This window comes from Pseudomonas sp. NFACC16-2, assembly GCF_900119205.1.
Classification (GTDB): domain Bacteria; phylum Pseudomonadota; class Gammaproteobacteria; order Pseudomonadales; family Pseudomonadaceae; genus Aquipseudomonas; species Aquipseudomonas fluorescens_Q.
In genome coordinates this window covers 37,888-56,395 of sequence record NZ_FPIX01000032.1, presented here as the reverse complement: position 1 = coordinate 56,395, position 18,508 = coordinate 37,888, and the positions used below count along the sequence as shown (strand labels likewise).

16 protein-coding genes are annotated in these 18,508 nt (G+C 63.2%); 15 read left to right on the top strand and 1 reads right to left on the bottom strand.

Features of this window, described 5'->3' with window-relative positions; genetic code table 11:
• Positions 1 to 131 precede the first annotated feature (131 nt).
• From BT116_RS22305 to BT116_RS22250, 12 genes are all read left to right on the top strand, one after another.
• On the top strand, positions 132 to 2,378 hold the full coding sequence (locus BT116_RS22305) for a DNA internalization-related competence protein ComEC/Rec2 (RefSeq protein WP_072347154.1): 2,247 nt from the start codon (positions 132 to 134) through the stop codon (positions 2,376 to 2,378).
• Between the two features lie 95 nt (positions 2,379 to 2,473).
• Positions 2,474 to 3,109, top strand: coding sequence for a MotA/TolQ/ExbB proton channel family protein (locus tag BT116_RS22300; protein ID WP_170845976.1), 636 nt, complete (start codon positions 2,474 to 2,476; stop codon positions 3,107 to 3,109).
• Positions 3,106 to 3,534 carry an ExbD/TolR family protein gene (locus tag BT116_RS22295; RefSeq protein ID WP_013694002.1) on the top strand — a complete coding sequence of 143 codons (429 nt, stop codon included), beginning with the start codon at positions 3,106 to 3,108 and terminating at the stop codon, positions 3,532 to 3,534. Before BT116_RS22300 ends, BT116_RS22295 begins: the two co-directional genes overlap by 4 nt.
• Positions 3,534 to 4,544, top strand: coding sequence for a tetraacyldisaccharide 4'-kinase (lpxK, locus tag BT116_RS22290; RefSeq protein WP_072347153.1), 1,011 nt, complete (start codon positions 3,534 to 3,536; stop codon positions 4,542 to 4,544). Before BT116_RS22295 ends, lpxK begins: the two co-directional genes overlap by 1 nt.
• A 23-nt stretch (positions 4,545 to 4,567) precedes the next feature.
• Positions 4,568 to 4,753 carry a Trm112 family protein gene (locus BT116_RS22285; RefSeq protein WP_003179363.1) on the top strand — a complete coding sequence of 62 codons (186 nt, stop codon included), beginning with the start codon at positions 4,568 to 4,570 and terminating at the stop codon, positions 4,751 to 4,753.
• Positions 4,750 to 5,514 carry a 3-deoxy-manno-octulosonate cytidylyltransferase gene (gene kdsB, locus BT116_RS22280; RefSeq protein ID WP_072347152.1) on the top strand — a complete coding sequence of 255 codons (765 nt, stop codon included), beginning with the start codon at positions 4,750 to 4,752 and terminating at the stop codon, positions 5,512 to 5,514. Before BT116_RS22285 ends, kdsB begins: the two co-directional genes overlap by 4 nt.
• Positions 5,514 to 5,978, top strand: a complete 465-nt coding sequence (locus tag BT116_RS22275) for a low molecular weight protein-tyrosine-phosphatase (RefSeq protein ID WP_072347151.1) — start codon at positions 5,514 to 5,516, stop codon at positions 5,976 to 5,978. Before kdsB ends, BT116_RS22275 begins: the two co-directional genes overlap by 1 nt.
• On the top strand, positions 5,975 to 6,994 hold the full coding sequence (gene murB, locus BT116_RS22270; RefSeq protein WP_072347150.1) for a UDP-N-acetylmuramate dehydrogenase: 1,020 nt from the start codon (positions 5,975 to 5,977) through the stop codon (positions 6,992 to 6,994). Before BT116_RS22275 ends, murB begins: the two co-directional genes overlap by 4 nt.
• A gap of 267 nt (positions 6,995 to 7,261) precedes the next feature.
• Positions 7,262 to 7,732, top strand: coding sequence for a (2Fe-2S)-binding protein (locus tag BT116_RS22265; RefSeq protein WP_072347149.1), 471 nt, complete (start codon positions 7,262 to 7,264; stop codon positions 7,730 to 7,732).
• Positions 7,729 to 10,044 carry a xanthine dehydrogenase family protein molybdopterin-binding subunit gene (locus BT116_RS22260; RefSeq protein WP_072347148.1) on the top strand — a complete coding sequence of 772 codons (2,316 nt, stop codon included), beginning with the start codon at positions 7,729 to 7,731 and terminating at the stop codon, positions 10,042 to 10,044. The genes BT116_RS22265 and BT116_RS22260 overlap by 4 nt, the downstream gene beginning before the upstream one ends.
• Positions 10,044 to 11,015: an XdhC family protein gene (locus BT116_RS22255; protein ID WP_072347147.1), complete on the top strand. Its 972-nt coding sequence runs from the start codon at positions 10,044 to 10,046 to the stop codon at positions 11,013 to 11,015. Before BT116_RS22260 ends, BT116_RS22255 begins: the two co-directional genes overlap by 1 nt.
• 20 nt (positions 11,016 to 11,035) lie before the next feature.
• Positions 11,036 to 11,626 (top strand): nucleotidyltransferase family protein, encoded by a 591-nt coding sequence (locus BT116_RS22250; RefSeq protein ID WP_072347146.1) that lies wholly within the window; start codon positions 11,036 to 11,038, stop codon positions 11,624 to 11,626.
• Between the two features lie 219 nt (positions 11,627 to 11,845).
• Here BT116_RS22250 and rne read toward each other — a convergent pair whose 3' ends face one another.
• Positions 11,846 to 15,046, bottom strand: coding sequence for a ribonuclease E (gene rne / locus BT116_RS22245; protein ID WP_072347145.1), 3,201 nt, complete (start codon positions 15,044 to 15,046; stop codon positions 11,846 to 11,848).
• 699 nt (positions 15,047 to 15,745) lie between these two features.
• Between rne and rluC the strand changes: the two genes are divergently transcribed.
• From rluC to BT116_RS22230, 3 genes are read left to right on the top strand one after another with little or no spacing between them, the layout of a single operon-like run.
• Positions 15,746 to 16,702: a 23S rRNA pseudouridine(955/2504/2580) synthase RluC gene (rluC, locus tag BT116_RS22240; RefSeq protein WP_063325247.1), complete on the top strand. Its 957-nt coding sequence runs from the start codon at positions 15,746 to 15,748 to the stop codon at positions 16,700 to 16,702.
• Positions 16,692 to 17,354 (top strand): HAD-IA family hydrolase, encoded by a 663-nt coding sequence (locus BT116_RS22235; RefSeq protein ID WP_072347144.1) that lies wholly within the window; start codon positions 16,692 to 16,694, stop codon positions 17,352 to 17,354. Before rluC ends, BT116_RS22235 begins: the two co-directional genes overlap by 11 nt.
• Before the next feature lie 20 nt (positions 17,355 to 17,374).
• Positions 17,375 to 18,367 (top strand): S49 family peptidase, encoded by a 993-nt coding sequence (locus BT116_RS22230; protein WP_072347143.1) that lies wholly within the window; start codon positions 17,375 to 17,377, stop codon positions 18,365 to 18,367.
• Positions 18,368 to 18,508: the final 141 nt, after the last annotated feature.

Here is an 18,508-nt window from a genome sequence, read left to right as displayed (position 1 = left end):
CGGTTCAACGCAGTAAGGCCGCAAGTATGTCCGGATTCTACGGCTGACAGATTCAGACTTTGTGACAATTGATAACGCCAGCGGTGCCGTGGACCGTCTATGCCTGAAGAGGGCACTCTCAAGGACGGGTTATGCGCACAGGGTTAGTCGCGCTTGCACTGGGGTTGTTGGCCCCGATTTTTTTGCCGGCACTGCCGCCGTTATGGCTGATTGCAGCCATGCCGGTGCTGGCGCTGATGGCGTTGCCGTTTCGAACCTACCCCCTGGGTTTTTTCCTGTTCGGGCTGGCCTGGGCCTGCCTGTCGGCGCAGTTTGCGCTGGACGATCGATTACCCATCGCGCTCGACGGCGAAACCCGCTGGGTCGAGGGACGAGTGGTCGGCTTGCCGCAACAGGGCGAAGGCGTGGTGCGCTTCGAACTGGCCGATGTGCATTCGCGCCGTACCCGTCTACCGACGGCGATGCGCCTCGCCTGGTTCGGGGGGCCGCCTGTAAACAGCGGTGAACGATGGCGATTGGCAGTGAAGCTCAAGCGGCCCGCCGGGTTGTTGAACCCGCACGGCTTCGACTATGCCGCCTGGTTGCTGAGCCGCGGCATCGGCGCGACCGGTACGATCAAGGATGGCCAGCTCCTGCATGCGGCCCGGGGTGCCTGGCGTGACGAGGTGCGCCAGGCGTTGGCACAGGTTGACGCCCATGGCCGCTCCGGCGCGCTGGCGGCCTTGGTCCTGGGCGACGGCGGCGGGCTGAGTCGCGAGGATTGGCAGGTGCTGCAAGACACCGGCACCGTCCACTTGCTGGTGATCTCCGGGCAACACATCGGCCTGCTTGCCGGCCTGGTGTACCTGTTGGTGGCCGGAGCGGCGCGTTATGGCCTGTGGCCGGCGGGGCTGGCGTGGTTGCCTTGGGCTTGTGCGCTGGCCTTTTGCGCTGCCCTGGGCTACGGCTTGCTCGCCGGCTTCGAGGTGCCGGTGCGGCGGGCCTGCGCGATGATTGGCCTGGTGTTGCTGTGGCGCTTGCGTTTCAAGCAGCCAGATCCGTGGTGGGCATGGCTGCTGGCCTTCGTCGGGGTGCTGGTGTTCGACCCGCTTGCCAGCTTGCGGCCAGGGTTCTGGTTGTCGTTTGCAGCCGTGGCCATATTGATGTTCACCTTTGGCGCCCGCCTGGGGCCCTGGCGCTGGTGGCAAACCTGGACCCGTGCCCAGTGGCTGGTTGCGCTTGGCCTGTGTCCGTTGTTGTTGATCGTGGGCTTGCCGGTCAGCCTCAGCGGGCCGTTGGTGAACTTGCTCGCGGTGCCCTGGATCAGCCTGTTGGTATTGCCGTCAGCGCTGCTTGGCACTGCATTGTTGCCGGTGCCGTTCATGGGCGAAGGCCTGCTGTGGATCGCCGGCGGGCTGCTGGATCTGCTGTTCAAGGGGCTGACGCTGGTTGCCGGACGGATGCCGGCCTGGGTCCCAGCTGCGGTCCCGCCCTGGGCCTTGGCTATCGCCGTCCTCGGTGCTTTTCTGCTGCTGTTGCCCAACGGTGTGCCGCACCGTGTACTGGGCTGGCCGATGGTGTTGCTGATGGTATTTCCACCGCAAGAACACCTGCCGCAAGGGCACGCCGAGATCTGGCAACTGGACGTGGGCCAAGGGCTGGCGGTGCTGGTGCGGACCCGGCGGCACACCCTGCTTTACGACGCCGGACCGCGCTTTGGCGAGGCTGACGCGGGCGAGCGGGTCGTACTGCCGACCTTGCGCAAACTGGGTGTGCGCGGCTTGGACCTGATGTTGCTCAGCCACGCCGACGCCGATCACGCTGGCGGTGCCCGCGCCGTGCGCAATGGGCTGCCGACGCTGGAGGTGATCAGCGGCGATCCCGACGCGCTGCCCGCCGAGCTGCTGGCCGGGCCTTGCGACCGTGGCAGGCGCTGGGAATGGGACGGGGTCGGGTTCGAACTGTGGCGGTGGGCCTCTGCTGTGGAGAGCAACCAGAAGTCCTGCGTCTTGCTGGTGGAAGCTGGTGGTGAGCGCCTGCTGCTGACCGGCGATATCGACACGCATGCCGAGCGCGCCTTGCTCGACGAGGCCCTGGCGGTGCCGATCCAGTGGCTGGCCGCGCCGCACCACGGTAGCCGCAGTTCGTCGTCGATGGCGTTGCTGTCGCGTCTCAAGCCGCATTCGGTATTGATCTCCCGAGGGCAGGGCAACGCGTTCGGCCACCCTCATCCCCAGGTGATGGCCCGGTACCGGCGCTCGGGCCTGACGATATACGACAGTGCCGAGCAGGGCGCCATTCGTCTGCAACTGGGCGCTTTCGAGCGGCCGCGTACCGAGGCCGGGCATCGCCGGTACTGGCGTGATCCGCCAGCAGTCGGGGCACCGAGGCAATATTGATCCAGCGCAATCGGCTGATGCGCTTATCGGTGGGGCGGGTCTGCAAGGCGAGTCTGTGTGATAAAGTGGCGCACTTTTTCGAGGGGGCAGTCACTGTGTGGGAATTGGTCAAATCCGGCGGCTGGATGATGTTACCGATCATTCTGAGTTCCATCGTGGCACTGGGTATCGTTGCCGAACGCCTGTGGACCCTGCGTGCCAGCCGCGTCACCCCGGAGCATCTGCTCGGGCAGGTCTGGGTCTGGATCAAGGACAAGCAACTGAACAAGGACAAGCTCAAGGAGCTGCGGGCCAGCTCCCCCTTGGGGGAAGTCCTCGCCGCCGGCCTGGCGAACTCCAAGCATGGCCGCGAGATCATGAAGGAATGCATCGAGGAAGCTGCCGCCCGGGTCATCCACGAACTGGAGCGCTATATCAATACCCTGGGCACCATCGCCGCCATGTCCCCGCTGCTGGGCCTGCTGGGTACGGTGCTGGGCATGATCGACATCTTCAGTGCGTTTACCGGCTCCGGCATGACCACTAACGCCGCAGTACTGGCGGGGGGCATTTCCAAGGCGTTGATCACCACCGCCGCCGGCCTGATGGTGGGTATTCCGGCCGTGTTCTTCCATCGGTTCCTGCAACGCCGCGTCGACGAGTTGGTGGTCGGTATGGAGCAGGAAGCGATCAAGCTGGTCGAGGTGGTGCAAGGTGACCGTGACGTGGACCTGGCTGGGGGCAAGAAGTGAAATTCCGCCGCAAGCCACGGGAAAACATCGAGATCAACCTTGCATCGCTGATCGACGTGGTGTTCATCCTGCTGCTGTTTTTCGTCGTGACTACCACGTTCACCCGGGAAACCCAGCTCAAGGTTGAATTGCCACAGGCCGTCAGCGGCTCGCCGGCCGAAGACCAGCAACTGAAGAATCTGGAAATCACCATCAGCGCCGAAGGGGCGTTTTCGGTGAACAACCAATTGCTGCCCAAGAGCGACCTGGCGAGCCTGATCGAGGCCCTGCAGAAAGAATCCGGCGGCGACACCAACCTGCCGCTGTCCATCAGCGCCGACGGCAAGACCCCTCATCAATCGGTGATCACCGCCATGGACGCGGCTGGCAAGCTCGGTTTCAGCCATCTGCGCATGACCACGGTCGAGGCGGCCCCCGCACCCTGATGGCCATGTCCGATCGATTGCTTGCCGCGTGGTACGAAGGTCACCCGGCCCTGACGTTGTTGCGGCCGCTGGAGTGGTTGTACCGACGGGTGGTGGTGGGCAAACGCGAGCGTTTCCTGGCGGGCGAAGGCCACATCTACCAGCCCCCCGTGCCGTTGGTGGTGGTGGGCAATATCACGGTCGGTGGCACCGGCAAGACACCGTTGATCCTGTGGCTGATCCAGCACTGCCAGCGCAGTGGCCTGCGGGTTGGCGTGGTCAGCCGGGGTTACGGCGCCAAGCCGCCGCAGCTGCCGTGGCGGGTCGCGGCCGAGCAGGGCGCCGACATCGCGGGTGATGAGCCGCTGTTGATCGTCCAGCGCACAGGTGTGCCGTTGATGATCGACCCTGATCGCAGTCGCGCGATCCAGGGGCTGCTGGAGGCCGAACCACTGGACCTGATCCTGTCCGACGACGGCATGCAGCATTATCGGATGGCCCGGGACCTCGAGCTGGTGTTGATAGACAACGCCCGCGGCTTGGGCAATCGCCGTTGCCTGCCTGCAGGGCCGTTGCGCGAGCCGGTCGAGCGCCTGCAATCGGTCGACGCGGTGCTGTACAACGGCGCCAGTGCCGACCGTGAAGACGGTTTCGCCTTCCAATTGCGCCCCACCGCGCTGGTGAACCTGGCCAGCGGCGAGCGGCGTTCCCTCGACCATTTTCCGCCCGGCCAGGCCCTGCATGCCGTGGCCGGCATCGGCAATCCCCAGCGTTTCTTCAAGACCCTCGAAACGCTACACTGGCGGCCAATACCGCATGGGTTTGCCGACCACGCCGAATACAGCGCCCAGGCCTTGAGTTTCACGCCATCGCTGCCGGTGGTCATGACGGAAAAGGACGCAGTCAAATGCCGTGCCTTCGCCGCCCCCGACTGGTGGTACCTGGCGGTAGACGCCGCGCCGTCGCCGGCTTTCGCGGCCTGGTTCGATACGCAGTTGATGCGCCTGTTGCCGGATCGGCTTTTGCCTTAAAACCTTTTATCCAGGGGAATTCCATGGACACCAAATTGCTCGATATTCTGGCCTGCCCGGTCTGCAAAGGCCCGCTCAAGCTCAGCGCCGACAAGACCGAACTGATCAGCAAGGGTGCCGGCCTGGCCTACCCGATTCGCGACGGCATCCCGGTGATGCTCGAAAGTGAAGCCCGCACCCTGACCACCGACGAGCGCCTGGATAAATGACCGCAGCCTTTACCGTTGTCATTCCGTCGCGTTTCGCTTCGACGCGCCTGCCCGGCAAGCCGTTGCTGTCGATTGCCGGCAAGCCGATGATTCAGCATGTCTGGGAGCAGGCCTGCAAAAGCAGCGCCCAGCGTGTGGTGGTAGCGACTGACGATGCGCGCATCGTCGAGGCCTGCAAAGGCTTTGGCGCCGAAGTCGTCCTGACGCGTGAAGACCATAATTCCGGCACTGACCGCCTGGCGGAGGTCGCGGCGAAGCTCGGTCTTGCCGCCGACGCTATCGTGGTCAATGTGCAAGGTGACGAGCCGTTGATCCCGCCGAGCGTTATCGATCAGGTCGCCGCCAACCTCGCGGTCCATACCGAGGCGCGCATGGCCACCCTGGCCGAGCCGATCGAGGATGTGCAAACCCTGTTCAACCCCAACGTGGTCAAGGTGGTCAGTGACCTCAATGGCCTGGCGTTGACCTTCAGCCGCGCGACGTTGCCCTGGGCGCGGGACGCATTCGCCCAAGGCCGTGACGTGATGCCGGAAGGCGTGCCATACCGCCGCCACATCGGCATCTATGCCTACCGCGCCGGCTTCCTCCAGGACTTCGTCGCCTGGGGCCCGTGTTGGCTGGAAAACACTGAAGCCCTGGAACAGCTGCGTGCCCTGTGGCACGGCGTGCGGATCCACGTCGCCGATGCGCTGATCGCCCCGCCGACCGGCGTGGACACCGCCGAAGACCTCGAGCGCGTTCGTCGCCTGCTGGAGGCTTGATGCGGGTCCTGTTTGTCTGCCTCGGCAATATCTGCCGTTCGCCCACCGCCGAGGGCATCCTGCGCCACAAGTTGCGTGAGGCCGGGTTGGCCGGGCAGGTGGAAGTCGCTTCCGCCGGCACCGGTGACTGGCACGTCGGCAAGGCCCCGGACAAGCGTAGCCAGGCGGCGGCCCTGAAGCGTGGCTACGACTTGTCGGCCCAGCGTGCGCAACAGGTGACCCGCGCTGATTTCGCCGCCTATGACCTGATCCTGGCGATGGACAGCAGCAACCTGCGCCACCTCAAGGCCTTGCAACCGGCCAATGGCAAGGCCGAGCTGGACCTGTTCCTGCGGCGCTACGAAGCTGAACTCGACGATGTGCCGGACCCGTACTACGACGGCGAACAAGGTTTCGAACAAGTGCTGGACCTGATCGAGCGCGCTACCGATCGCCTGGTGATCGAATTGAAGGGGCGGTTATGACCTTGCAGGTGCGGGCGGGCGTCAGCCTCAAGCCCTTCAACAGTTTCGGGGTGGACGTCACTGCCCGGTTGTTCGCCGAAGCCCACGGCGATGGTGATGTTCGCGAGGCGTTGGCTTATGCCGCCGAACATGCCGTGCCATTGTTGGTCATCGGCGGCGGCAGCAACCTGCTGCTGACCGGCGACATAGACGCGTTGGTGCTGCGCATGGCCAGCCACGGCATTCGCCTGCTCAGCGATGACGGCGAGCGCGTAGTGGTCGAAGCCGAAGCAGGGGAGCCCTGGCACCCGTTCGTCCAGCACACGCTGGCGCAGGGCTGGTCCGGGTTGGAGAACCTCAGTCTGATCCCCGGTACTGTGGGCGCGGCTCCGATGCAAAACATCGGCGCCTACGGTGTGGAGATCAAGGACGTCTTCGCCGGCCTCACCGCGCTGGATCGCCAGACCGGCGAGCTGCGCGATTTCAGCCTTGAAGACTGTCGGTTCGCTTATCGCGACAGCCTGTTCAAACAGCAAGCGGGTCGCTGGTTGATCCTGCGGGTGCGCTTCGCCCTCAGTCGCGCCGCACACTTGCATCTGGAGTACGGTCCGGTTCGCCAGCGATTGACCGAGCAGGGCATCGAGCAGGCGACACCCACCGATGTGAGCCGGGCCATTTGCAGCATCCGCAGCGAAAAACTCCCGGACCCGGCCGTGCTGGGCAATGCCGGCAGCTTCTTCAAGAACCCGCTGGTGCCGGCTGCGCACGTAGCGCACCTCAAACTGCAATACCCTGACCTGGTGGCTTATCCACAGCCTGAAGGGCAGATGAAAATCGCCGCCGGCTGGTTGATCGAACGGGCCGGCTGGAAGGGCTTTCGCGAAGGTGATGCCGGGGTGCACAAGTTGCAGGCGTTGGTGTTGGTCAACTACGGCAACGCCACGGGCCCGCAACTTCTGGACCTGGCCCTGCGTATCCAGAAAGACATTGCCGAGCGGTTCCAGGTCGAGCTGGAAATGGAACCCAATCGGTACTGAACCGCGCTTGCCCGATCACCTGGAAAAACGCCCTGCACACCTTGCGCACGATCATTTGTGCAGGATTGTGCAGGGCGTTTTGCTTGATCCTGGGTTAATTTAGCTCGCTAACGATGTCACCATCGGCATCTTGAAGGCCCGGTGCAGACGCCTGCGTGCGCATGCATAAGAGAGCCCGATCAGCCTGAGTCAGTCTGCGACAACCGAACCGTCAACCCAGCGGCAGATTGCTCGACCCCATAACTCGATAACTATGCGGGCGTGCCCATGATTACCCTGAAACTCAATGGAAAAGACCATCAACTGGATGTGACCGAGGACATGCCGCTGCTGTGGGCTATCCGGGATGTGGCCGGTTACAACGGCACCAAATTCGGCTGCGGCATGGGCCTGTGCGGCGCGTGCACCATCCACATCGACGGCGCCCCGGCGCGCAGTTGCATTACGCCAATCGGTTCTGTGAATGGGCAAAATGTCAGCACCATAGACGAACTTCATGTCGATCCGGTTGGGCAAATCGTCCAGAAGGCCTGGCTCGACACAGCAGTGGCCCAATGCGGTTACTGCCAGGGCGGGCAGATCATGTCGGCGACCGCCTTGCTCAAGGCCAACCCCAACCCGAGTGATGAGCAGATCGAAGAAGCCATGGTCGGCAACATCTGCCGTTGCGGCACCTACAACCGGATCAAGACCGCGATCCGCCAGGCTTCCACTCACCTGAAGGAGGCCAAGGCATGAGCCGCTTGCCTGATGATTTCGTGCTGAGCAACCTCAGCCGCCGTGGTTTCCTCAAGGGTGCGAGCGCCACCGGCGTGCTGGTGCTGGCGGCCACGTGGGGGCTGCCGGAGGCCTTTGCCGAGGAAAAGAAATTCGGTGCCGAGGGCATGCCCCATGGCGCGGTCGACGATCCGAAGGTGTACGTCAGCATTGCTGTCGATGGCAGCGTGACCGTGATCTGCAACCGTTCGGAGATGGGCCAGGGTGTGCGTACCAGCCTGAGCATGGTTGTGGCTGATGAGCTGGAGGCCGACTGGGCGCGAGTGAAGGTGCAACAGGCGCCGGCCGATGAGGCGCGTTTCGGTAATCAGGACACCGACGGTTCACGCAGCATGCGTCATTGGTACGAGCCGATGCGCCGTTGCGGTGCTGCCGCCCGGACCATGTTGGAACTGGCCGCCGCCGCGCAGTGGAAGGTGCCGGTGGATGAATGCCATGCCCAACTGCACAAAGTGCTGCACCAGCCTTCGGGGCGTGAACTGGGTTATGGCGAATTGGCCGCCGCCGCCAGTGCCCTGGCGGTGCCAAGCCGTGGCAGCCTGCGCCTCAAGCAGCCATCGGAGTTCCGCTACATCGGCAAGGAGGCGAGCCGGGCCATCGATGGCGCAGACATCGTCAACGGTCGTGCCGTGTTTGGTGCCGATGTGCATTTCGACGGCATGCTCTATGCCGTCATCGCGCGTCCGCCGGTCTATGGTGGCAAGGTCAAGGGCGTGGACAGCAGCGCCGCGCTGAAAGTACCGGGCGTGGTCAAGGTGGTGCAGATCGAAGGGCGCCCGCTGCCCTCGGAATTCCAGCCGTTGGGCGGCGTGGCGGTGGTGGCGAAGAACACTTGGGCGGCGATCAAGGGCCGCGAAGCGTTGAAAATCCAATGGGACGACGGCCCGAATGCCGGTTATGACTCCATTGCCTATCGCAAGGAGCTGGAAGCGGCGGCCCTCAAGCCCGGAAAAGTCGTGCGCAGCAGCGGCGATCTCGACGATGCGCTGGCCAAGGCTGATTCGACGTTGGAAGCATCGTATTACTTGCCGCACCTGTCCCAATCACCGATGGAACCGATGGTTGCCGTCGCCCGGTTCAAGGACGGCCAATGCGAGGCCTGGGCACCGAGCCAGGCCCCGCAGGTGACCCGTGAACGTGTCGCTGAACGCCTGGGCATTCCTTTCGAGAAGGTCACGGTGAACATCACGTTGTTGGGCGGCGGTTTCGGGCGCAAGTCCAAACCCGACTTTGTCGTCGAAGCGGCTGTGCTCGCCAAGGAATTTCCCGGCCAGGCAATACGGGTGCAATGGACCCGTGAAGACGACATCCATCACTCATATTTCCACACGGTATCGGCCGAATACCTCAAGGCTGGCCTGAACCAGGACGGTATGCCGTCCGGCTGGTTGCACCGCACCGTGGCCCCGAGCATCACCGCACTGTTTGCACCGGGCATGACCCACGAGGCGCCGTTCGAAATAGGCATGGGCGTGACCAACATGGCTTACGCCATCCCGAACCTGCGCCTGGAGAATCCCGAAGCGGTGGCCCATGCCCGGGTGGGTTGGTATCGCTCGGTGTCGAACATCCCCCATGGTTTCGCTATCCAGAGTTTCATCGACGAATTGGCCCACAAGGCCGGCCAGGATCCGCTGAAGTACCAGGTCAAATTGCTTGGCCCGGATCGCAAGATCGATCCGCGTAGCTTGAGCGAAGAGTGGAACTATGGCGAATCCCCCGAGCGTTATCCGATTGATACCGCGCGGATCCGCACGGTGCTGGAAACCGCTGCCAAGGCCGCCGGTTGGGGCCGGGAACTGCCCAAGGGCCGTGGCCTGGGCTTGGCCGTGCACTACAGCTTCGTCACTTACGTGGCGGCGGTGATCGAAGTAGAGGTCAAGGACGACGGCACGGTGATCGTGCACAAGGCGGACATCGCCGTGGATTGCGGTCCGCAGATCAACCCTGAGCGCATCCGTTCCCAGTTCGAGGGCGCCTGCGTCATGGGGCTGGGCAATGCCATGGTGGGGGAAATCAGCTTCAAGGATGGCAAGGTGCAGCAGGACAATTTCCACATGTACGAAGTGGCGCGCATGTCCCTGGCGCCCAAGGAAGTGGCCGTGCACTTGGTCACGCCGCCGGGTGAGGTGCCGTTGGGCGGCGTCGGCGAGCCGGGTGTGCCACCGATTGCGCCTGCGCTGTGCAACGCGATTTTCGCCGCCACTGGCAAGCGCATCCGTAGCCTGCCTGTGCGCTATCAGCTGCAAGGCTGGCAGCAGGCGAAGGCCTGATGGACAGCGTTGATCTGAACGTCCTGCGCAGCGTGCTCGAGTGGCGCCGCGCCGGGCAGCGGGTGGTGCTGTTCACTGTGGTCCAGACCTGGGGCACCGCGCCAAGGCCGCCGGGGGCGATGCTGGCCCTGCGCGAAGATGGCGTGGTGATTGGTTCGGTGTCGGGTGGTTGTGTCGAGGATGACCTGATCGCCCGGCTGCACGACGGTCGCATTCCGGCGGACGGTCCGCCGGTGCAACTGATCACCTATGGCGTCACCCGCGAAGAAGCGGCGCGCTTCGGCCTGCCGTGCGGCGGCACCCTGCGCCTGACCGAAGAGCGGGTGGGCGATCCACACTGGGTCGCGCAATTGCTGGAACGTTGCGAAGCCCATGAGATTGTCGCCCGTGAGCTGACAGTCGCCAGCGGCAACGTGGTCCTGACCCCGGCCAGCAAGACCGACGCCCTGGTGTTCGATGGGCAGGTCCTGCGGGCCATATACGGCCCACGTTGGCGGCTGCTGCTGATCGGCGCCGGGCAACTGTCGCGCTATGTGGCGCAAATGGCCCGGTTGCTGGACTTCGAAGTGCTGATTTGCGATCCGCGCAAGGAGTTTGTCTATGGTTGGGAAGAGCAGCATGGCCGCTTCGTCTCGGGAATGCCTGACGAAGCGGTGTTGAGCATCCAGACCGACGAGCGCACCGCCATTGTGGCCTTGACCCACGACCCACGCCTGGACGACATGGCGCTGCTCACGGCCCTGGACTCCAAGGCCTTTTATGTCGGTGCCCTGGGCTCGCGAGTCAACAGCCAGAAGCGCCGGGATAACCTGGCTCAGCTAGGCTTGTCAGCACAGGCCATTGAACGCTTGCATGGACCTATCGGCCTGCACATCGGCAGCCACACCCCGGCGGAAATCGCCGTGTCGTTGCTGGCCGAGATCGTGGCCATCAAGAATGGCGTTGAACTGCGGCAGAAAAAGCCGTTGTAAGCCGCGGGCGAGGAGGGCGTATGAGCGAGTCGATAGGCGTGATCATTCTCGCGGCCGGATCGGGCAGTCGTTTCCGTCAGGTGGCCGGCCCCGACAAGGATAAGTTGCTGGCCGATTGCACCGGGCGGGACGGTGCCGTCCGTTCGGTGATCGAGCAGGTGCTGGTGAACTTGCCTGCCTCCCTGCAAAAGCGCGTCCTGGTGACGAGCCAGGATCGTCCGCAAGCCATCCGCATGGCCCAAGCCTATGGCTGCGATTTCGTGGCGCTGGACTCCCCCGGCCTGGGGGACAGCATCGCGGCCGGTGTCCAGGCTTGCCCGGACCTTGCTGGCTGGTTGATGGTACTGGGTGATATGCCTTTCATCCTGCCGTCGACTATCGAGCAGGTGGCGGCGGGGATTCGCGAGGATGGCATCAGTGTGCCGGTCCTCTCCGGTGAATACGGGCATCCGGTGGGATTCGGCCGTGCGTTTGGCCCAAGACTGATGGCACTGACTGGAGATCGCGGTGCCAAGGCATTGTTTGCCGGGGCGCAAGTGGTCGAGGTGCCGGTGGATGACCCTGGCGTGACGTGGGATGTCGATGTGCCAGAGGCATTGGCCTTCAAATAACAAACGACGCAGAACCCTGTGGGAGCGAGCTTGCTCGCGAAAGCGGTCCGGCATTGATGCAAGCTGACCCGGCGCCATCGCGAGCAAGCTCGCTCCCACATTGGATTTTCAGTGGGCATAAGTCTTGTACTTGGTCCCAGACCCACTGTGGATAAGTATGAAGGCATAAAAAAGCCCCGCCTGGCATCACCAGGCGGGGCTTTTTACTGGGCGGTGGAATCAGGCGTGAGGTTTAGGCTCGTGCTCTTTTTCCAGGGCTTCAGTGTGACGTGGCACGACTTCTTCAGCGGTGTGCTGAGGTTCGTCGAACGTCGGAGCTGATTCAACTGGGGTTTCGGCGACCGGGGCAGGGGCTGCCTCGGCGACTTCTTCCACGGCTGGAGCTGGCTCGGCAGCAGGCGCTTGAGCGGCAGCAGCGGCAGCAGCTTGTTCGGCTTCCTTCTGCAGGCGCTCGGCTTCACGCTTGCGACGGCGCACTTCACGCGGATCGTTCGGCGCACGGCCGTTCGCGGTCAGGGCGCTGGCGGGTGCAGGCACTTCCACCGGGGCAGGGGCTTCGGCAACCACCGGCGCCTCGACCACTGGAGCAGACTCAACCACTTCTGGCTCGACCGCTTTCACGGGCTCTGGTGTCGGTTCTGGCTCGACAACAGGTGCCGGTGCGGCTGGTTCGGCGGTCCAGTTGAACGCAGTCTGCTCCTCGCGGGCAGGCTCCGGTGCCTTTTCCTCGGCCGGTGCTTCGAAGGCTGGCTCAGCGGCTACCACTGGCTGCTCGACAACCGGTGCAGGCTCGGCGGCCACTTCAGTTTCAGCAACCTGGGCTTCATGGGCCGGGGCGACTTCCACTTCTGGCGAGGCAGTGACTTCTACTGGGGTAGTGGCTTCGACCACCGGAGCTTCGGCAACTGGCGCCCTTTCCACCGCCGCGGTAGCGCGTTCGGCTTGTTCGTGAGCCTGGGCTTCGGCCGGGGCGCTGATTGCGCTGCTGGCAACGGCCGCAGTCACGGCCAGGCCGGCAGCCAGATCGGCAGCGCTTGGCGCTTCAGTGTTCTCGGTGGACTCGGACTCTTCCGAACCTTCGATCACGTTGCCGTTGGCGTCGCGCTGACGCTCACGACGGTTGCTGCGACGACGCTGGCCACGGGAGCGGCGGCGTGGACGATCGCCTTCGGCGGTGTCCTGGCCGTCTTCCTGCAACTGCTCTTCGGTGTTCAGCACTTCTTCTTCGCTGGCAGCGGCGGCTGCCTGCTCGGCGCGTGGCTGGCGCTCTTCACGTGGCGGACGCGGTGCACGTTCTTCACGAGGCTGGCGGGCCGGACGCTCTTCAGCGGTGGCGGCAGCAGCAGCCGGGGCGGCATCCAGTGGCTCGCGCAGTTCGCGAACACGTTCTTCACGCTCGCCACGTGGCTTGCGATCTTCACGCGGTGCGCGCGGCTGACGTTCTTCACGCGGCGGACGCGGTGCACGCTCTTCGCGGGCTACGGCTGGCGCTTCCTCACGGACTTCGCGTGGCTGACGCTCTTCACGCGGCTCACGTGGCGCACGTTCTTCACGCGATGCACGTTCTTCGCGAGGCTTGCGTTCTTCGTCGCGACGACCGTTGCGGTTGCGGGTCTGTTGGCGACCGTTACGGCGTTCTTCGTTGCGGGCAGGACGCTCGGTCGTGGCAGGCTTGGCGACAACGGCCGGGGCAGCAGGTTCTTCCTTGGTGGCGAACAGGCTGACCAGCGACTTCACCAGGCCTTTGAACAGGCTTGGCTCTGGTGCGGCGGCCGGGGCGGCAACCGGAGCGGCCACTTCGGTCGGAACCGGAGCGTTGGCGCGGGCCGGAGCGGTCTTGACCGCGGCTTCCTGGCGAACCAGGGTGCGAGTGGCGGCGGCAGGCTGGACTTCTTCCACTTCGGCAGCGGCAGCAGCGATTTCGTAGCTGGACTGGTTGGTGTGGGCTTCCGGGCTGTCATCGCGCAGGCGCTGCACTTCGAAGTGCGGTGTCTCGAGGTGATCGTTCGGCAGGATGACGATGCGGGCGCGGGTGCGCAGTTCGATCTTGGTGATCGAGTTGCGTTTTTCGTTGAGCAGGAACGCGGCCACCGGGATCGGCACCTGGGCGCGAACTTCGGCGGTGCGGTCTTTCAGGGCTTCTTCTTCGATCAGGCGCAGGATCGCCAGGGACAGCGACTCGACGTCACGGATGATGCCAGTACCGTTGCAACGCGGGCAAACGATGCCGCTGCTTTCGCCCAGGGACGGACGCAGGCGCTGACGGGACATTTCCAGCAGGCCGAAGCGCGAGATGCGACCGACCTGTACGCGGGCGCGGTCGGCTTCCAGGCATTCGCGGACTTTTTCTTCCACGGCGCGCTGGTTCTTGGCCGGGGTCATGTCGATGAAGTCGATGACGATCAGGCCGCCGATGTCGCGCAGGCGCAACTGACGGGCGATTTCCTCGGCCGCTTCAAGGTTGGTCTGCAGGGCGGTCTCTTCGATGTCGCTGCCTTTGGTGGCGCGCGCCGAGTTGATGTCGATGGACACCAGGGCTTCGGTCGGGTCGATGACGATGGAGCCGCCGGACGGCAGTTCGACGACGCGCTGGAAGGCGGTCTCGATCTGGCTTTCGATCTGGAAACGGTTGAACAGCGGAACGCTGTCTTCGTAGAGCTTGATCTTGCTGGCGTACTGCGGCATCACCTGGCGAATGAAGGTCAGGGCTTCGTCCTGGGCTTCGACGCTGTCGATCAGCACTTCGCCGATGTCCTGGCGCAGGTAATCGCGGATGGCGCGGATGATCACGTTGCTTTCCTGGTAGATCAGGAACGGCGCGGAGCGATCCAGCGAGGCTTCTTTGATGGCGGTCCACAGTTGCAGCAGGTAGTCGAGGTCCCACTGCATTTCTTCGCTGCTGCGGCCCAGGCCGGCAGTGCGCACGATCAGGCCCATGTCAGCCGGGGCAACCAGGCCGTTCAGGGCTTCACGCAGTTCATTGCGCTCTTCGCCTTCGATACGGCGGGAGATGCCGCCGGCGCGAGGGTTGTTCGGCATCAGGACCAGGTAACGGCCGGCCAGGCTGATGAAGGTGGTCAGGGCGGCGCCCTTGTTGCCACGTTCTTCTTTTTCGACCTGGACGATGACTTCCTGGCCTTCGCTCAGGACGTCCTTGATGTTGACGCGGCCTTCAGGGGCCTTCTTGAAGTATTCGCGGGAGATTTCTTTGAGGGGCAGGAAGCCGTGGCGCTCGGAGCCGAAATCGACAAAGGCAGCCTCAAGGCTTGGTTCGATGCGAGTAATCCGGCCTTTATAGATGTTGGCCTTCTTCTGCTCGCGTGCACCGGATTCGATATCCAGGTCGTAGAGGCGCTGGCCGTCTACCAGTGCAACACGCAACTCTTCGGGTTGAGTTGCGTTAATCAGCATTCTTTTCATGTAGTACCGTCGGTTTCCGGGCTGCCGGAAACGGCGTTCGGCACACACGACTTCTCACGGTCGGTGTCAGGTGCGTCCTGGAGATGGCAAGGCCACTCCAGTGTCCAGCGAGTTCGACCCAATGATGGCGAAGTCGCGACGGACGCGTCCTGCTTGCTGGTACTCAAGCACTCAGTCAGGAGGAGGAATCAACCGGCGCCTGTGGACGAGATGAAGCGTCTAAATATAAGCCTAGTGCTACACAGTCCGACGGTTGTACATCTCCACCCTACACGTATCCCTGATAATTCGGGTGCTGCCGCGCGCAGAATCCGCAGCGGGTTGGCATTTACCGTGAGCTCCGGAAGGGGAGGTCACGCATCATGGCTAATTTAGGCGTTGTTTCCGAAGCATTCGCTCGGGGTCGTCCGCAGCTGACTGCACTTTGTGAACTGGCCGTGAATGTGGCGCGCAAGGCGAGTCAAAACTCTGCTTTGCGGCGTATTTCAGGCCTCATGTCACCTGCGCTCGTTACACCTGAAAACTCTACCGTTACGTAGCGAAAGCCCCGTAGGACGGCCTCTCGTCCTCGTGAATTGCGTTGGTCAGGGCCGGTTTTTGACCGCTGGTCCACTGTCCAGCCACTTTTGGCGGCGTTCGCGACTATAGCAGCAATGATTAAGTGCTTCAATTCCATAAAAAATTGTTATGATCGCCGCCATGACAACTACTGCCCCTTCGACCCCTGGCGTTCAACTGCTCGAGGTCTCGCCGGAATATGCCGGCCAACGAATCGATAACTTCCTGCTGGCCCGGCTCAAAGGCGTGCCCAAGACCTTGATCTACCGCATTTTGCGCAAAGGCGAAGTGCGAGTGAACAAAGGTCGGATCAAGCCCGAGTACAAGCTCCAGGCCGGTGACATCGTGCGCGTGCCGCCGGTTCGCGTGCCCGAGCGCGATGAACCGGTGCCCCTGGCCCAGGGGCTGCTGCAACGCCTTGAAGCCTCGATTATCTATGAAGACAAAGCCCTGATCGTGATCAACAAGCCCGCAGGCATTGCGGTTCACGGCGGCAGCGGCCTGAATTTCGGTGTGATCGAAGCCTTTCGTCAGTTGCGCCCGGACGCCAAGGAGCTGGAACTGGTCCACCGCCTCGATCGCGACACCTCCGGCCTGCTGATGATCGCCAAGAAACGCAGCATGTTGCGCCACCTGCACGAGCAATTGCGCGGCGATGGCGTCGACAAGCGCTACATGGCGCTGGTGCGTGGTCGCTGGGAAACCTCCATCAAGCAAGTCCGTGCGCCGTTGCTCAAGAGCAACCTGCGTTCGGGCGAGCGCATGGTCGAAGTCAACGAGGAGGGCAAGGAGGCGCTGACGGTATTCAAGGTGCTGCGCCGTTTCGATGACTTCGCCACCCTGGTCGAGGCCAAGCCGGTGACCGGGCGCACCCACCAGATCCGTGTCCATACCTTGCATGCCGGGCATTGCATTGCCGGCGACAGCAAGTACGGCGATGACGATTTCACCAAGGAAATCCGCGATCTGGGCGGCAAGCGCCTGTTCCTCCATGCTTACATGCTGACCGTGCCGCTGCCCGATGGGGGCGAGCTGAAATTGCAGGCCCCAGTGGATGACATGTGGGCCAAGACCGTGGAGCGGTTGAGTGCATCCTGACTACAAACTGTTGATCTTCGATTGGGATGGCACTCTGGCCAACTCCATTGGCCGGATCGTGGAGGCGATGCATGTCGCCTCGGACCGCATGGCGTATGCCCGGTGCGACGACTTAGCGGTAAAAGGCATCATTGGTCTCGGATTGCCCGAAGCTATTCGCAGCCTGTACCCGGAAATCGACGACAATGAGCTGGTGGTTTTTCGCCAGCATTACGCCGATCACTACATCGCGCTGGACGCCGAGCCTTCACCGTTGTTCGAGGGTGTGGCGGGTACGCTGGAGGTTCTGCGGGCCGAGGGCTATCACCTGGCTGTCGCGACCGGCAAGGCTCGTCGCGGGCTGGATCGAGTGCTCAAGTCCCATGGTTGGGAGGATTATTTCGACATCACCCGTGCCGCGGACGAAACCGCCAGCAAGCCGCATCCGTTGATGCTCGAGCAGATCCTGGCGCACTGCGACGTGCCGCCGGAGCAGGCGCTGATGGTGGGGGATTCGTCATTCGACCTGCAGATGGCGCGCAACGCCGGCATGGGGTCGGTGGCGGTCAGCTACGGCGCTCAAACGATCGAGGCGCTACGGGCATTCGAGCCGCGACTGGCCATTGATCATTTTCCTGAGTTGCACGCCTGGCTGAGCCAGCGGGCTCTTTAAGTTTTGCTGGGAGTTCACGCATGACCGATGAATGGAAAGCACCACCTGTCAAGGCGAGCGCCGAGAGCGGGGATGACAAAAGCTGGAAGCTGTTGGAGAAAACCTTGCTCGCCAGCGTGCAGGAACAGCGTCGCTCCCGCCGCTGGGGTATTTTCTTCAAGTTGCTGACCTTTATTTATCTCTTTGGTGCACTGGCGCTGTTCACGCCGCTGATGAACATGGAGAAAAGCGCTGTCGCCGGCTCAGCGTACACCGCCTTGATCAATATCGAGGGCATGATCGCCGACAAAGAGCCTGCCAGTGCCGACAACATCGTCGGTAGCCTGCGGGCCGCCTTCGAGGACTCGAAGGTCAAGGGCGTGGTGCTGCGTATCAACAGTCCAGGCGGTAGTCCGGTGCAATCGGGGTACGTTTACGACGAGATCGTGCGGCTGCGCGCATTGCACCCGGATACCAAGGTGTATGCGGTCATTTCCGATCTCGGTGCCTCCGGTGCTTATTACATTGCCAGCGCGGCGGACCAGATCTATGCCGACAAGGCCAGTCTGGTGGGCTCCATTGGTGTGACTGCGGCCGGCTATGGCTTTGTCGGGACCATGGATAAGTTGGGGGTGGAGCGTCGCGTGTATACCTCCGGCGAGCATAAATCCTTCCTTGATCCGTTCCAGCCGCAAAAGCCTGAGGAAACCGCTTTTTGGCAGGGCGTGCTCGATACCACTCACAAGCAATTCATTGCCAGCGTCAAGAAAGGCCGGGGCGAACGTCTGAAGGATAGGGAGCATCCGGAGTTGTTCTCCGGGCTGGTCTGGTCGGGTGAGCAGGCGTTGCCGCTGGGTCTGATCGATGGCTTGGGCAGTGCCAGTTCGGTGGCGCGGGATGTGATCGGCCAGAAGGATCTCGTGGACTTCACCATCGAGGAATCGCCGTTCGACCGCTTCTCGAAGAAACTGGGGGCTAGCATTGCCGAGCATTTGGCGATGTGGATGGGGTTCCAGGGGCCGGCGTTGCGCTGATTGTATGGGGTTTTTGTGGGGGAGGGGGCTGGTAGCTCCCTCTGTGGCGAGGGGATTTATCCCCGTTGGGGTGCGAAGCGGCCCTCTCAATTGGGTTGTACACCGAGGCGACAGATTATGGGGCGCTTCGCGCCCAGCGGG

Coding starts and splice junctions, on each gene's coding strand:
- lpxK (WP_072347153.1), top strand. CDS start 3,534: ATGGCCATGTCCGATCGATTGCTTGCCGCGTGGTACGAAGGTCACCCG.
- BT116_RS22285 (WP_003179363.1), top strand. CDS start 4,568: ATGGACACCAAATTGCTCGATATTCTGGCCTGCCCGGTCTGCAAAGGC.
- BT116_RS22260 (WP_072347148.1), top strand. CDS start 7,729: ATGAGCCGCTTGCCTGATGATTTCGTGCTGAGCAACCTCAGCCGCCGT.
- BT116_RS22275 (WP_072347151.1), top strand. CDS start 5,514: ATGCGGGTCCTGTTTGTCTGCCTCGGCAATATCTGCCGTTCGCCCACC.
- BT116_RS22255 (WP_072347147.1), top strand. CDS start 10,044: ATGGACAGCGTTGATCTGAACGTCCTGCGCAGCGTGCTCGAGTGGCGC.
- BT116_RS22265 (WP_072347149.1), top strand. CDS start 7,262: ATGATTACCCTGAAACTCAATGGAAAAGACCATCAACTGGATGTGACC.
- BT116_RS22305 (WP_072347154.1), top strand. CDS start 132: ATGCGCACAGGGTTAGTCGCGCTTGCACTGGGGTTGTTGGCCCCGATT.
- rne (WP_072347145.1), bottom strand. CDS start 15,046: ATGAAAAGAATGCTGATTAACGCAACTCAACCCGAAGAGTTGCGTGTT.
- murB (WP_072347150.1), top strand. CDS start 5,975: ATGACCTTGCAGGTGCGGGCGGGCGTCAGCCTCAAGCCCTTCAACAGT.
- rluC (WP_063325247.1), top strand. CDS start 15,746: ATGACAACTACTGCCCCTTCGACCCCTGGCGTTCAACTGCTCGAGGTC.
- BT116_RS22230 (WP_072347143.1), top strand. CDS start 17,375: ATGACCGATGAATGGAAAGCACCACCTGTCAAGGCGAGCGCCGAGAGC.
- kdsB (WP_072347152.1), top strand. CDS start 4,750: ATGACCGCAGCCTTTACCGTTGTCATTCCGTCGCGTTTCGCTTCGACG.
- BT116_RS22250 (WP_072347146.1), top strand. CDS start 11,036: ATGAGCGAGTCGATAGGCGTGATCATTCTCGCGGCCGGATCGGGCAGT.